Genomic DNA, 13,048 nt, shown 5'->3' on the forward strand with positions numbered 1-13,048 from the left:
GGTGACGCACCGCAGGGGCAAGCCCTGTTGCGGTTTCTCAAGGGAATAGGGGCTCACGGCCACACGGCGGACTCGCCGGGCCTGGGCGTCTGTGACCGGGACAGATCACCGTTACGGACACTGAAGCGAAGGACGAACAGGCCACATGGCGGGACAGAAGATCCGCATTCGGCTAAAGGCCTATGACCACGAGGTCATCGACAGCTCGGCGAAGAAGATCGTCGAGACCGTGACGCGAACTGGCGCACAGGTCGCGGGCCCGGTGCCGCTGCCGACGGAGAAGAACGTTTACTGCGTCATCCGATCGCCGCACAAGTACAAGGACTCGCGCGAGCACTTCGAGATGCGCACGCACAAGCGGCTGATCGACATCATCGACCCCACGCCGAAGACGGTGGACTCGCTCATGCGACTCGACCTCCCGGCTGGCGTTGACATCGAGATCAAGCTTTAAGGACGCACAGACATGGCCACCAAGCAGATCAAGGGAGTTCTGGGCGAAAAGCTCGGCATGACCCAGGTCTTCGACGACGCGGGCCAGATGGTTCCCGTGACGGTTCTGAAGGCCGGTCCGTGCGTCGTGAGCCGCATCCGGACTCCGGACACCGACGGCTACTCGGCCGTCCAGCTGGGCTACGGGCAGATCAACCCGCGCAAGGTCAACAAGCCGCTCGGCGACTACCTGCGCAAGCACGACCTGACCCCGCGCCGGCACTACGTCGAGGTCCGCACGACCGACGCCACCGAGTACACGCTCGGCCAGGAGGTCACCGCGGACGCCTTCGAGTCCGGCCAGAAGGTCGACGTCACGGGTAAGAGCAAGGGCAAGGGCTTCGCCGGTGTGATGAAGCGCCACGGTTTCCGTGGTCTGTCCGCCTCGCACGGCACGCAGCGCAAGCACCGCTCTCCCGGTTCCATCGGCGGCTGCGCCACGCCCGGCCGCGTTTTCAAGGGCATGCGGATGGCTGGTCGCATGGGCAACGTGCGCAAGACCGTCCAGAACCTGACCGTTCACTCCGTGGACGCGGAGAAGGGGCTCATCCTGGTCAAGGGTGCCGTCCCCGGTCCCAACGGCGGTCTGGTGCTCGTCCGCACCGCTGTGAAGGGGGACAAGTAAGCCATGGCCGAGATCGAGGTCAAGAACCCCGAGGGCGGCGCCAAGGGCAGCGTCGAGCTGCCGGAGAGCGTCTTCGCCCAGCAGGTCAGCATCCCGCTGATCCACCAGGTCGTGAACGCCCAGATGGCCGCCGGCCGCCAGGGCACGCACGCCACCAAGACCCGCGGCGACGTCCGCGGCGGTGGCAAGAAGCCCTACCGCCAGAAGGGCACCGGTCGGGCCCGCCAGGGTTCGATCCGCGCCCCGCAGTACACGGGCGGTGGCACGGTCCACGGACCCCAGCCGCGCGACTACAGCCAGCGCACGCCCAAGAAGATGAAGGCCGCCGCCCTGCGCGGTGCCCTCTCCGACCGGGCGCGTCACGGCCGCATCCACGTCATCAGCCACTTCGTGCCTGAGGACCTGGAGAGCAAGTTCACGCAGACCGCTCTGAAGTCGCTGCGCCAGGTCACCGAGTCCGACAAGGTCCTGGTGGTGCTGGCCCGCGAGGACGAGCACAACCGGCGCGCCCTGCGCAACCTCGAAGAGGTGCACATCCTCGACGCGGACCAGGTGAACACCTACGACGTCCTGTACTCGGACGACGTGGTCTTCACCGAGGCGGGCTACGCCGAGTTCCTGGCCCACGCGGCCGGTGCCTCCAAGGCCGCTGAGTCCGAGGAGGACGACCAGTGAGGATCGCCGACCACCGGGACATCATCGTCGAGCCGGTGATCTCCGAGAAGAGCTACGGGCTCATGGACCAGAACAAGTACACGTTCATCGTCCGGCCCGACGCCAACAAGACCCAGATCAAGATCGCGATCGAGAAGATCTTCGACGTGAAGGTCACGAGCGTGAACACGATCAACCGCAAGGGCAAGCGCAAGCGCACCCGCTTCGGTTACGGGAAGCGTCCCGACACCAAGCGCGCGATCGTCAGCGTCGCCGAGGGCGACCGGATCGACATCTTCGGTGTCTGACCCCTCCCGGTCCGACCGCTACACACCAAGCAACACGTAAGGAATGCGCGAAGAAGATGGGCATTCGTAAGTACAAGCCGACGACGCCGGGTCGTCGCGGCTCCAGCGTGAGCGACTTCGTCGAGATCACGCGCTCGGAGCCGGAGAAGTCCCTGGTGCGTCCGCTTCACTCCAAGGGCGGGCGCAACGGCCACGGCCGGATCACCGCCCGCCACCAGGGTGGCGGTCACAAGCGGGCCTACCGCGTGATCGACTTCCGTCGCCACGACAAGGACGGCGTGCCGGCCAAGGTCGCTCACATCGAGTACGACCCCAACCGCACCGCCCGCATCGCCCTGCTCCACTACGTGGACGGCGAGAAGCGCTACATCCTGGCGCCCGCCGGCCTCAAGCAGGGCGACCGGGTCGAGAACGGTCCGCAGTCCGACATCAAGCCCGGCAACTGCCTCCCGCTGCGCAACATCCCCACGGGTACGTTCGTGCACGCGGTCGAGCTGAAGCCGGGTGGCGGCGCCAAGCTGGGCCGCTCCGCCGGTTCGCAGATCCAGCTCCTGGCCAAGGAGGGCCGCTACGCCACGCTGCGTATGCCCTCCGGTGAGATGCGCATGGTGGAGATCACCTGCCGCGCCACCGTCGGCCAGGTCGGCAACGCCGAGCAGTCCAACATCAACTGGGGCAAGGCCGGCCGCTCCCGTTGGAAGGGCAAGCGCCCGACCGTCCGCGGTGTCGTGATGAACCCGGTCGACCACCCGCACGGTGGTGGTGAGGGCAAGACCTCGGGTGGCCGTCACCCGGTCAGCCCCTGGGGCAAGAAGGAAGGCCGGACCCGGGCCAAGAACAAGGCCAGCGACAAGCTGATCGTGCGGCGTCGGCGTAGCGGTAAGAAGAAGCGGTAAGGAGCACGTCTGATGCCACGTAGCCTTAAGAAGGGTCCCTTCGTCGACGACCACCTGATCAAGAAGGTGGAAGCGCAGAACGAGAAGGGGACCAAGAACGTCATCAAGACGTGGTCCCGGCGGTCCATGATCGTCCCGGAGATGATCGGTCACACGATCGCCGTCCACGACGGCCGCAAGCACGTCCCCGTGTTCGTGTCCGAGTCGATGGTCGGCCACAAGCTCGGTGAGTTCGCTCCCACGCGTACTTTCCGTAGCCACGTCAAGGAAGACCGCCGTAGCCGCCGTTAGCGGTTGCAGCAGGAATCAAGAACCATTTCTCCACGGTGAGTGGAGATGAATTTCCGTGAGCGAGGGAAAAGCGATGGGAACGAGGGCACAGGCACGGTTCGTCCGTGTTACGCCCCGGAAGGCCCGCCGGGTGGTGGACCTTATTCGCGGGTTGCCCGCTGACGAGGCACAGGCGGTGCTCCGGTTCGCGCCCCAGTCGGCGAGCGAGCCCGTTGGCAAGGTACTGGCCAGTGCTATCGCCAACGCCGAGCACAACGACAAGCTGGACCGCGAGACGCTGGTGGTCGAGCGCGCGTGGGTGGACGAGGGTCCGACCCTGAAGCGCATTCGCCCCCGAGGCTTCGGCCGTGCTTTCCGGGTGACCAAGCGTACGAGCCACATCACCGTGGTCGTCGCTGAGCGCTCGGGCGCCTCGTCCAAGACGAAGGAAAGGACCCGATAGTGGGGCAGAAGGTAAACCCGCACGGGTTCCGCCTCGGCGTCACCACCGACTTCAAGAGCCGCTGGTACGCCGACAAGTCCTACAAGGACTACGTCAAGGAAGACGTCGCCATCCGCCGGATGCTGACCCGGGGCATGGAGCGCGCCGGTATCTCCAAGGTGGAGATCGAGCGCACCCGTGACCGTGTCCGCGTCGACGTCTACACCGCCCGGCCGGGCATCGTCATCGGCCGCCGCGGTGTGGAGGCCGACCGCATCCGCACGGACCTGGAGAAGCTCACCGGCAAGCAGGTGCAGCTGAACGTCTTCGAGGTGAAGAACCCGGAGATCGACGCGCAGCTCGTCGCCCAGGGCGTCGCCGAGCAGCTGAGCAGCCGCGTGGCCTTCCGCCGCGCGATGCGCAAGGCCATGCAGAGCGCGATGAAGAGCGGTGCCAAGGGCATCCGTATCCAGTGCGGTGGCCGTCTGGGCGGGGCCGAGATGTCCCGCTCGGAGTTCTACCGTGAGGGACGCGTCCCGCTGCACACGCTGCGCGCCGACATCGACTACGGCTTCTTCGAGGCCCGTACGACGTTCGGCCGCATCGGCGTGAAGGTGTGGATCTACAAGGGCGACGCCCCCGCGACCCGCGCCGAGCGCGAGGCGGCCCAGGCCGCCCAGCGTTCCGCCGGCGGCGGCGGTGGCGGCGGCGGCCAGCGCCGCGAGCGTCCGCAGCGCCGTCGCCGCGGCGGTGCCGCGGGCGCCGGCGGCCAGCAGCAGGGCAGCGAGGCCAAGGCCGAGGCTGCGAAGACCGAGGGGAGCTGACCAGTGCTTATTCCTCGTAAGGTCAAGTACCGCAAGCAGCACCACCCGGATCTGCGCGGCAAGGCCAAGGGCGGCACGACGGTCAACTTCGGCGAGTACGGCATCCAGGCCCTGGAGTCGGCCTACGTGACGAACCGCCAGATCGAGTCCGCTCGTATCGCCATGACGCGTCACATCAAGCGTGGCGGCAAGGTGTGGATCAACATCTTCCCGGACCGCCCGCTGACCAAGAAGCCCGCCGAGGTCCGGATGGGTTCCGGTAAGGGTTCGCCCGAGTGGTGGGTCGCGCCGGTCAAGCCCGGCCGCGTGATGTTCGAGCTGTCGGGCGTGCCCGAGGACGTGGCCAAGGAGGCCATGCGCCGTGCGATGCACAAGCTCCCGATGAAGTGCAAGTTCGTTAAGCGGGAGGGGGAGTGATGGCCAAGTCCGTGACTGCCCATGAGCTCCGGGACCAGTCCGTGGAGGACCTGGTCGCCAAGCTCAAGGAAGCCAAGGAAGAGCTCTTCAACCTCCGCTTCCAGGCCGCCACCGGCCAGCTCGACAACCACAGCCGACTGCGTACCGTCAAGCGTGAGATCGCGCGGATCTACACGGTGCTGCGGGAGCACGAGCTGGGCATCGCCCCGCTGTCTGGTGAGTCGGCGCAGGAGTCGAAGGAAGCAGCCGAATGAGTGAGAACCAGACCGCGACCCGCAACTACCGCAAGGTGCGCGAGGGTTACGTCGTCAGCGACAAGATGGACAAGACCGTCGTCGTCGAGGTCGAGGACCGCATCACGCACGCCAGGTACGGCAAGGTCATCCGTCGCACGTCCAAGTACAAGGCGCACGACGAGACGAACTCCTGTGGCGTCGGGGACCGGGTCCGACTGATGGAGACCCGGCCCCTCTCCGCGACCAAGCGCTGGCGCATCGTGGAGATCCTGGAGAAGGCTAAGTAACCCCAGCCTGTCGGCGGCCGACACCCGTTGTCGGCCGCCGGCGCGAGGGGTGAGACCACCTAGCCGTGCGGCAGTGGACCGCACGCATCACATCAGGAGCAGACGTGATTCAGCAGGAGTCGCGACTCAAGGTCGCCGACAACACGGGTGCCAAGGAGATCCTCACCATCCGTGTTCTCGGTGGCTCGGGTCGGCGCTACGCCGGAATCGGCGACACCATCGTCGCCACGGTGAAGGACGCCCTGCCTGGCGCTGGAGTCAAGAAGGGCGACGTCGTCAAGGCCGTTGTCGTGCGCACCGTCAAGGAGCGCCGCCGGCCCGACGGCTCCTACATCCGCTTCGATGAGAACGCTGCCGTGCTCATCAAGGACGGTGGGGACCCGCGAGGCACCCGCATCTTCGGCCCGGTGGGCCGTGAGCTGCGTGACAAGAAGTACATGCGCATCATTTCGCTGGCGCCGGAGGTGCTCTGAGCGATGAAGATCAAATCTGGCGACGAGGTCATCGTCCTCGCCGGCAAGGACAAGGGTGCCACCGGCAAGGTCGTCAAGGCCCTGCCGAAGGAAGACCGTGTCATCGTCGAGGGCGTCAACCTGGTCAAGAAGCACAGGAAGGCCAACCCCGCGGGCGGCCAGCAGGGCGAGGTCGTCACCAAGGAGGCCCCGATCCACGTGAGCAACGTCGCGCTCGCGGAGGACGGCAAGGCCACCCGGGTCGGCTACCGCTTCGAGGAAGACGGAACCAAGGTTCGGGTCTCCCGCCGCACCGGTAAGGACATCTGATGACGGTCACCAACGACATCACCGCGCCTCCGATGCCGCGGCTGAAGGAGAAGTACCGCAACGAGATCGTGCCCGCCCTCAAGGAGGAGCACGGCATCGCCAACATCATGCAGGTCCCCGGTCTGACGAAGATCGTGGTCAACATGGGTGTCGGCGAGGCGGCTCGTGACGCGAAGCTGATCCAGGGCGCGATCGCCGACATCACGGCGATCACCGGCCAGAAGCCGAAGATCAACCGGGCGAAGAAGTCCATCGCGCAGTTCAAGCTGCGCGAGGGCCAGCCGATCGGCGTCAGCGTCACGCTGCGCGGCGACCGGATGTGGGAGTTCCTCGACCGGCTGCTCTCGCTCGCCCTGCCCCGTATCCGGGACTTCCGCGGCCTGTCCCCGAAGCAGTTCGACGGCAACGGCAACTACACCTTCGGTCTGACCGAGCAGGTCATGTTCCACGAGGTGGACCCGGACAAGGTCGACCGGCAGCGTGGGATGGACATCACGGTTGTCACCACGGCCACGACCGACGAACAGGGCCGCAGCCTGCTCAAGCGGCTCGGTTTCCCGTTCAAGGAAGCCTGAGGGGTAAGCACACATGGCTAAGAAGTCCCTGATCGCCAAGTCGCAGCGGAAGCCGAAGTTCGGCGTTCGCGCGTATACTCGATGCTCGCGGTGCGGCCGCCCGCGCGCCGTCTTCCGGAAGTTCGGCCTGTGCCGTATCTGCTTCCGCGAGATGGCCCACCGGGGCGAGCTGCCCGGTATCACCAAGTCGAGCTGGTAGTTTCCGGCGGGGCCGACCGAGCGCTCCTCCCCGGAGGAGACGGTTCGGCCCCCCGAAGCACCGGTGTCTCATTGTGGCCGTGACCGCCCGACGCGGACACGGTCCGGCAACATCCAACCATCAGGGCACGGTAGTCCCCCCGGGGACCGCGGTGCCCACGACCACGCCGTAGGTCCGTTTGTGCACCTTCGCGGGTACGCCCGCGCGAGGACAGGCCCTGGGAAGGCCCGCACTCGGAAACCGCGGTGAGGAAGGGCCAGTCGGCCATGACGATGACCGACCCGATCGCAGACATGCTCACGCGTCTGCGTAACGCGAATTCGGCTTACCACGACACCGTGGCGATGCCGTATTCCAAGATCAAGGCGCACATCGCCGAGATCCTCCAGCAGGAGGGCTTCATTCAGGGCTGGCGGACCGAGGAGGCCCCCGTGGGCCAGAACCTCGTCCTGGACCTGAAGTACGGCCCCACCCGGGAGCGTTCGATCGCGGGCATCCGCCGGGTCTCCAAGCCCGGTCTGCGGGTGTACGCCAAGAAGGAGAACCTGCCCCGCGTGCTGGGCGGCCTCGGTGTGGCGATCATTTCGACGTCCGGCGGCCTGATGACGGACAAGCAGGCCAAGAAGCGTGGCGTGGGCGGCGAAGTCCTCGCCTACGTCTGGTAACAGGGAGAGATTGAAGCATGTCGCGCATCGGTCGACTGCCGCTCTCGGTCCCCAAGGGCGTCGAAGTCACGATTAACGGGCAAGACGTCACTGTCAAGGGTCCGAAGGGCGAACTGAAGCACACCATCACGGAACCGATCACCGCCTCCGTCGAGGACGGCGTGGTCACCGTGGCGCGTCCCGACGACAAGCCGGAGAACCGCTCGCTGCACGGCCTGACCCGTGCGCTGATCGCGAACCTGGTCGAGGGCGTGTCCAAGGGCTACACCAAGACGCTGGAGATCCACGGTGTGGGTTACCGCGTCCAGGCCCGCGGCTCCAACCTGGAGTTCTCGCTGGGCTACAGCCACCCGGTCGTGATGGAGCCCCCGCAGGGCATCACCTTCCGCGTGGAGAAGCCCACCCTCCTCCACGTCGAGGGCATCGACAAGCAGTTGGTGGGGCAGGTCGCCGCGAACATCCGCAGTCTGCGCAAGCCTGACCCGTACAAGGCCAAGGGCGTGCGGTACCAGGGTGAGCACATCCGCCGCAAGGCCGGAAAGGCTGGTAAGTAGGCATGGGTATCACCGTGAGCCGCAAGCGGACCTCCCAGCGGGCCACCTCCCGTGCGCGCCGCCAGTTCCGCGTCCGCAAGAAGGTCGTCGGCACCGCCGAGCGTCCGCGCCTGGCCGTGTTCCGCTCCTCGAAGCACATCGTCGCGCAGGTCATCGACGACACCCGGGGCCACACCCTGGCCGCGGCCTCCACCGTCGAGGCCGACCTGCGTTCCGCCGAGGGCACCAAGTCCGACAAGTCCGCCCGGGTGGGCCAGCTCATCGCTGAGCGCGCCAGGGCCGCCGGGGTCAGCGCCGTCGTCTTCGACCGCGGCGGCAACCAGTACGCCGGTCGGATCGCCAAGCTCGCCGAGGCGGCGCGCGAGGGCGGGCTGGAGTTCTAGTGATGACCTCTGTAACGGCCAAGAACAACCACGAGAAGAGGAACCACTGATGGCTGCAGCACCGCGGCGCGGCGCCGGTGGCGAGCGGCGTGATCGCCGTGACGATCGCCGCGGCGGCGCCGCAGACAAGGGTGTTACCTACATCGAGAAGGTCGTGACCATCAACCGGGTCGCGAAGGTCGTCAAGGGCGGCCGTCGCTTCTCCTTCACCGCCCTGGTCGTCGTCGGTGACGGCAACGGCATGGTCGGTGTCGGTTACGGCAAGGCCAAGGAGGTCCCGGCCGCGATCGCCAAGGGTGTCGAGGAGGCGAAGAAGAACTTCTTCCGCGTCCCCCGCATCCAGGGCACGATCGTGCACCGGGTCCAGGGCGAGGACGCCGCGGGCGTCGTCCTGCTCCGTCCGGCCGCCCCGGGTACCGGTGTCATCGCCGGCGGTCCCGTGCGCGCCGTGCTGGAGTGCGCCGGCATCCACGACGTGCTGAGCAAGTCGCTCGGCTCGTCCAACCCGCTGAACATCGTGCACGCCACCGTGGCGGCTCTGAAGGGCCTCAACCAGCCCGAGGAGATCGCCGCCCGCCGTGGCCTGCCGATCGAGGACGTCGCCCCGGCCGCCATGCTGCGCGCTCGCGCTGAGGCGAAGGCAGGAGCCTGACCATGGCCAAGCTCAAGATCACGCAGACCCGTTCCAAGATCGGCGGCAAGGCGAAGCAGCACGCTGCTCTGCAGTCGCTGGGCCTGGGCCGGATCGGCAAGTCCACCGTCCGTGAGGACCGCCCTGAGGTTCGCGGGCAGATCACGATCGTCGCGCACCTCGTCTCTGTCGAGGAGGTTGCCGAATGAGCGACTACAACCCCGACGAGCTGCTCAAGCTGCACCACCTGCGTCCCGCCCCGGGCTCGAACAAGGCCAAGATCCGCAAGGGTCGCGGCGAGGCCTCCAAGGGCAAGACCGCCGGTCGCGGCACCAAGGGCACCAAGGCTCGTAACACCGTCCGTCCTGGCTTCGAGGGCGGCCAGATGCCGCTCATCCGCCGGGTGCCCAAGCTCAAGGGCTTCAGCAACGCCCGGTTCAAGACGACCTACCAGGTCGTCAACCTGGACAAGCTGAGCGAGCTCTACCCCGAGGGCGGCGAGGTCACCGTCGAGGGCCTGGTCGCCAAGGGCGCGGTTCGCAAGAACCAGCTCGTCAAGGTCCTGGGCACCGGTGAGATCACCGCCGCCGTGCAGGTGAGCGCGCACGCGTTCTCCGCATCGGCGAAGGAGAAGATCACCGCGGCCGGTGGCTCCGCCACCGAGCTGTAGGGCTTCTCCGCCATGTGCGACCGGGGGCGTTCGCCGGGCGGGTCCGTGAGGGATCCGCTGGCGGACGCCCCCGCGCGCGTTGTGAGCGGTGATCGTTATGTCTCACGAACTCAACTGTCGCGTGATCACTGTTACAGTGCCATCTGTTTGAGTTCACGCCTTGACGTAATGTGAATACTTCCGAGCAACGGGCGACCGCCCGGAGCTGACGTTCTACGACGATTCAGGATCGGCCGCGATGTCTGGAACCCGTTCCGCCGCCGAAGCCGCGCAGGAGGAGACGTGCTAGGTGCGTTCGTTCGTGCATTCCGCACGCCCGACCTGCGCAACAAGCTGCTGTTCACACTGTTCATCCTGACGATCTTCCGTCTGGGATCGGTGATCCCGGCGCCGGGTATCAACTCGGCGGCCATCCGGGACCAGATGGAGGCGATCACCGCCGCCGACACCTCCGGTGTGTACGCGCTTGTCAACCTGTTCAGCGGCGGTGCGCTGCTGCAACTGGCGGTGTTCGCGCTCGGGGTCATGCCGTACATCACCGCGAGCATCATCATCAACCTGCTGACGGTGGTCATCCCCCGCCTGGAGGCCCTCAAGAAGGAGGGCCAGTCCGGGCAGAGCAAGATCACCCAGTACACCCGCTACCTCACCCTGATGCTCGCGGTCCTGCAGGCCACCAGCATCGTCGCCATGGCCAGGACGGGTGCCCTGTTCCAGGGGGCCATCCCGGTCAGCTCCTACATGCCCAACCAGGACATCCTCACCCTGGTCACCATCGTCTTCACGATGACCGCCGGCACGGCCATCATCATGTGGTTCGGCGAGCTCATCACCGAGCGCGGCGTCGGCAACGGCATGTCACTGCTCATCTTCACCCAGGTCATCGCGATGTTCCCCTCCGCGATCGCCGGGCTGTACCAGGAGCGCTCCGTCTGGATCTTCTCCATCATCTGCATCGCGGGCCTGGTGCTCATCACCGCCGTGGTCTTCATGGAGCAGGCCCAGCGCCGCATCCCGGTCCAGTACGCCAAGCGGATGGTCGGGCGCCGCATGTACGGCGGCAGCTCCACCTACATCCCGCTGAAGGTCAACCAGGCGGGCATCATCCCGGTGATCTTCGCCTCCTCGCTGCTGTACCTGCCCCAGCTGCTGGTGGGCCTGATGGGCCAGGAGTCCACCAACCCGGTGGTGACCTTCATCCAGGACTACTTCCTCACCGGTACACACCCCGTGTACATGGCCACCTTCTTCGTGATGATCATCGGCTTCGCGTTCTTCTACGTCGCGATTACCTTCAACCCCACTGAAGTGGCCGACAACATGAAGAAGTACGGTGGGTTCATCCCGGGTATCCGACCGGGGCGTCCGACCGCCGAGTACCTGGACTACGTCCTGACCAGGCTGACGACGCCAGGCTCTCTGTACCTGGGTGTGATCGCTCTGCTGCCGATGGTCGCCCTCGGCGCCACCGGCGCCAGCGCGAACTTCCCCTTCGGCGGAACGAGCATCCTCATCATGGTCGGCGTCGGGCTGGATACGGTGAAGCAGATCGAGAGTCACCTCCAGCAGAGGAACTACGAAGGTTTTCTGCGATAAATGCGAGCAGTATTGGTGGGGCCGCCTGGGGCCGGCAAGGGCACCCAGGCCCAGATCCTCGCGAAGGAACTGTCGATCCCGAAGGTGTCCACCGGTGACATCTTCCGGGCCAACGTCAGCGGCGGTACCGAACTGGGCAAGAGGGCCAAGGAGTACATGGACCGCGGTGACCTCGTCCCCGACGAGGTCACCAACGCCATGGTCAGGGACCGGCTGGCCCAGGACGACGCCGGGTCGGGGTTCCTACTCGACGGGTTCCCGCGCAACGTCCCCCAGGCGGAGACGCTCCAGGGGATGCTCGCCGACCTCGACACGCGCCTGGACGTCGTCCTGGAGCTGAGGGTCGACGAGGAAGAGGTCGTCAAGCGCCTCTCGGGACGCCGTTCGTGCCCCGAGTGCGGCCGGGTGTACCACGTCGAGTACGACCCGCCCAAGGTGGCGGGCCGGTGCGACAACGAGGGCGCCGAGCTGTACCAGCGTGAGGACGACCGCGAGGAGACCATCAGGCACCGCCTCAAGGTCTACCGGGAGCAGACCGCTCCGCTGGTGGAGTTCTACGAGGCACAGGGCCTGCTGGCCACCATCGCCGCCACGGGTGCCGTGGAGGAGGTGACGGCCCGCGCCAAGGCCGCCATCGAGGACAGGTCCGGAGCCGGTTCCTGATGCGTCGCAAGTCCGAACCGGCCGTGCAGATCAAGACCCCGGACCAGATCGCCAGGATGCGGGCGGCGGGCCAGGTCGTGGCCCGCGCCCTGGACACCCTCCGGGCCGCCGTGCGGCCCGGGGTGTCCACCCTGGAGCTGGACGCCGTGGCGGAGAAGGTGATCCGCGACGCGGGAGCCGTTCCCTCCTTCAAGGGCTACCACGGCTTCCCGGGGTCCATCTGCGCGTCGGTGAACGAGGAGGTCGTCCACGGCATCCCCAGCGCCGAGCGGGTGCTCGCCGAGGGCGACATCATCTCCATCGACTGCGGGGCCATCCTGGAGGGCTGGCACGGCGACTCGGCGATCACGGTCGCCGTCGGCGAGGCCCGCCCCGAGGACCTGCGCATGATGGAGGTCTGCGAGGAGTCCATGTGGCGGGGGATCAACGAGCTGCGCCCGGGCCGCCGCCTGGGTGACGTCGGCTTCGCGATCGGCGACCACATCTCCCGCAACGGCGGCTACGGCAACGTCCGCGAGTACGGTGGCCACGGCATCGGCACCGAGATGCACATGGAGCCGCACGTGCTCAACTACGGCAAGCGCGGCAAGGGGCTGAAGCTGGTCGAGGGCATGTGCCTGGCCATCGAGCCGATGACCACCCTGGGCCGCCACGACGTCGTCCAGCTCGACGACGGCTGGACCGTGGTGACCCGGGACGGCGGTCGGGCGGCGCACTTCGAGCACACGGTCGCGATCACCGCGGACGGTCCGCTCGTGCTGACCGCTCGCGAGTCCAACCGCGCTAAGATCGCCGACATGGGGTTCGTCCAGCCGACCTGGTAGGGCCTGCGTCCCGGTCGTGGGACGCGGGACCGCGGGTCACCGATGCGAGGTGCGC

At 66.9% G+C, this 13,048-nt stretch carries 24 protein-coding genes; all 24 read left to right on the forward strand.

Going from position 1 to position 13,048, the window contains the following annotated elements; genetic code table 11:
* Positions 1 to 145: 145 nt before the first annotated feature.
* The 24 genes from rpsJ to map all read left to right on the forward strand — a co-directional run bounded on the left by rpsJ (position 146) and on the right by map (position 12,993).
* Positions 146 to 454, forward strand: coding sequence for a 30S ribosomal protein S10 (gene rpsJ, locus FYW95_RS03025; protein ID WP_014908366.1), 309 nt, complete (start codon positions 146 to 148; stop codon positions 452 to 454).
* 12 nt (positions 455 to 466) lie between these two features.
* Positions 467 to 1,117 (forward strand): 50S ribosomal protein L3, encoded by a 651-nt coding sequence (rplC, locus tag FYW95_RS03030; protein ID WP_159941460.1) that lies wholly within the window; start codon positions 467 to 469, stop codon positions 1,115 to 1,117.
* 3 nt (positions 1,118 to 1,120) lie between these two features.
* On the forward strand, positions 1,121 to 1,792 hold the full coding sequence (rplD, locus tag FYW95_RS03035) for a 50S ribosomal protein L4 (RefSeq protein ID WP_160049972.1): 672 nt from the start codon (positions 1,121 to 1,123) through the stop codon (positions 1,790 to 1,792).
* Positions 1,789 to 2,079 (forward strand): 50S ribosomal protein L23, encoded by a 291-nt coding sequence (gene rplW, locus FYW95_RS03040; RefSeq protein ID WP_159941462.1) that lies wholly within the window; start codon positions 1,789 to 1,791, stop codon positions 2,077 to 2,079. Before rplD ends, rplW begins: the two co-directional genes overlap by 4 nt.
* Before the next feature lie 56 nt (positions 2,080 to 2,135).
* A complete protein-coding gene (rplB, locus tag FYW95_RS03045) occupies positions 2,136 to 2,975 on the forward strand; it encodes a 50S ribosomal protein L2 (protein WP_017598540.1) in 840 nt (279 codons plus the stop codon).
* Between the two features lie 12 nt (positions 2,976 to 2,987).
* A complete protein-coding gene (gene rpsS, locus FYW95_RS03050; protein WP_116247426.1) occupies positions 2,988 to 3,266 on the forward strand; it encodes a 30S ribosomal protein S19 in 279 nt (92 codons plus the stop codon).
* Between the two features lie 73 nt (positions 3,267 to 3,339).
* Positions 3,340 to 3,708: a 50S ribosomal protein L22 gene (gene rplV / locus FYW95_RS03055; protein ID WP_097636094.1), complete on the forward strand. Its 369-nt coding sequence runs from the start codon at positions 3,340 to 3,342 to the stop codon at positions 3,706 to 3,708.
* Positions 3,708 to 4,511, forward strand: coding sequence for a 30S ribosomal protein S3 (rpsC, locus tag FYW95_RS03060; protein WP_159941463.1), 804 nt, complete (start codon positions 3,708 to 3,710; stop codon positions 4,509 to 4,511). The genes rplV and rpsC overlap by 1 nt, the downstream gene beginning before the upstream one ends.
* A 3-nt stretch (positions 4,512 to 4,514) precedes the next feature.
* Positions 4,515 to 4,928 carry a 50S ribosomal protein L16 gene (gene rplP, locus FYW95_RS03065; RefSeq protein WP_159941464.1) on the forward strand — a complete coding sequence of 138 codons (414 nt, stop codon included), beginning with the start codon at positions 4,515 to 4,517 and terminating at the stop codon, positions 4,926 to 4,928.
* Entirely contained in the window at positions 4,928 to 5,182 is a 255-nt protein-coding gene (gene rpmC, locus FYW95_RS03070) for a 50S ribosomal protein L29 (protein ID WP_017573369.1), read from the forward strand. The genes rplP and rpmC overlap by 1 nt, the downstream gene beginning before the upstream one ends.
* Entirely contained in the window at positions 5,179 to 5,451 is a 273-nt protein-coding gene (gene rpsQ, locus FYW95_RS03075) for a 30S ribosomal protein S17 (protein WP_159941465.1), read from the forward strand. The genes rpmC and rpsQ overlap by 4 nt, the downstream gene beginning before the upstream one ends.
* Positions 5,452 to 5,555: 104 nt before the next feature.
* Positions 5,556 to 5,924, forward strand: a complete 369-nt coding sequence (gene rplN / locus FYW95_RS03080; protein ID WP_013156121.1) for a 50S ribosomal protein L14 — start codon at positions 5,556 to 5,558, stop codon at positions 5,922 to 5,924.
* A gap of 3 nt (positions 5,925 to 5,927) precedes the next feature.
* On the forward strand, positions 5,928 to 6,233 hold the full coding sequence (gene rplX / locus FYW95_RS03085) for a 50S ribosomal protein L24 (protein WP_017573366.1): 306 nt from the start codon (positions 5,928 to 5,930) through the stop codon (positions 6,231 to 6,233).
* Complete coding sequence (gene rplE / locus FYW95_RS03090) at positions 6,233 to 6,808, forward strand: 50S ribosomal protein L5 (RefSeq protein ID WP_159941466.1); 576 nt, start codon at positions 6,233 to 6,235, stop codon at positions 6,806 to 6,808. The genes rplX and rplE overlap by 1 nt, the downstream gene beginning before the upstream one ends.
* Positions 6,809 to 6,821: 13 nt before the next feature.
* Positions 6,822 to 7,007 (forward strand): type Z 30S ribosomal protein S14, encoded by a 186-nt coding sequence (locus FYW95_RS03095; protein ID WP_013156124.1) that lies wholly within the window; start codon positions 6,822 to 6,824, stop codon positions 7,005 to 7,007.
* A gap of 266 nt (positions 7,008 to 7,273) precedes the next feature.
* Positions 7,274 to 7,672, forward strand: coding sequence for a 30S ribosomal protein S8 (rpsH, locus tag FYW95_RS03100; RefSeq protein ID WP_159941467.1), 399 nt, complete (start codon positions 7,274 to 7,276; stop codon positions 7,670 to 7,672).
* 17 nt (positions 7,673 to 7,689) lie between these two features.
* The gene (gene rplF, locus FYW95_RS03105; protein ID WP_159941468.1) at positions 7,690 to 8,226 is read left to right on the forward strand and encodes a 50S ribosomal protein L6; all 537 of its coding nucleotides are present in this window, start codon (positions 7,690 to 7,692) and stop codon (positions 8,224 to 8,226) included.
* A 2-nt stretch (positions 8,227 to 8,228) separates the two neighbouring features.
* Positions 8,229 to 8,609, forward strand: coding sequence for a 50S ribosomal protein L18 (rplR, locus tag FYW95_RS03110; RefSeq protein ID WP_160049973.1), 381 nt, complete (start codon positions 8,229 to 8,231; stop codon positions 8,607 to 8,609).
* 49 nt (positions 8,610 to 8,658) lie between these two features.
* A complete protein-coding gene (gene rpsE / locus FYW95_RS03115; protein WP_159941470.1) occupies positions 8,659 to 9,261 on the forward strand; it encodes a 30S ribosomal protein S5 in 603 nt (200 codons plus the stop codon).
* A gap of 2 nt (positions 9,262 to 9,263) precedes the next feature.
* A complete protein-coding gene (gene rpmD / locus FYW95_RS03120; protein ID WP_159941471.1) occupies positions 9,264 to 9,449 on the forward strand; it encodes a 50S ribosomal protein L30 in 186 nt (61 codons plus the stop codon).
* On the forward strand, positions 9,446 to 9,910 hold the full coding sequence (rplO, locus tag FYW95_RS03125) for a 50S ribosomal protein L15 (protein ID WP_160049974.1): 465 nt from the start codon (positions 9,446 to 9,448) through the stop codon (positions 9,908 to 9,910). The genes rpmD and rplO overlap by 4 nt, the downstream gene beginning before the upstream one ends.
* 282 nt (positions 9,911 to 10,192) lie before the next feature.
* Complete coding sequence (secY, locus tag FYW95_RS03130; protein WP_159941473.1) at positions 10,193 to 11,506, forward strand: preprotein translocase subunit SecY; 1,314 nt, start codon at positions 10,193 to 10,195, stop codon at positions 11,504 to 11,506.
* A complete protein-coding gene (locus tag FYW95_RS03135) occupies positions 11,507 to 12,169 on the forward strand; it encodes an adenylate kinase (protein WP_201294640.1) in 663 nt (220 codons plus the stop codon). It abuts the gene before it with no gap.
* On the forward strand, positions 12,169 to 12,993 hold the full coding sequence (map, locus tag FYW95_RS03140; RefSeq protein WP_159941474.1) for a type I methionyl aminopeptidase: 825 nt from the start codon (positions 12,169 to 12,171) through the stop codon (positions 12,991 to 12,993). The genes FYW95_RS03135 and map overlap by 1 nt, the downstream gene beginning before the upstream one ends.
* Positions 12,994 to 13,048: the final 55 nt, after the last annotated feature.

Source organism: Nocardiopsis sp. FR4 (assembly GCF_009830945.1).
Lineage (GTDB): Bacteria > Actinomycetota > Actinomycetes > Streptosporangiales > Streptosporangiaceae > Nocardiopsis.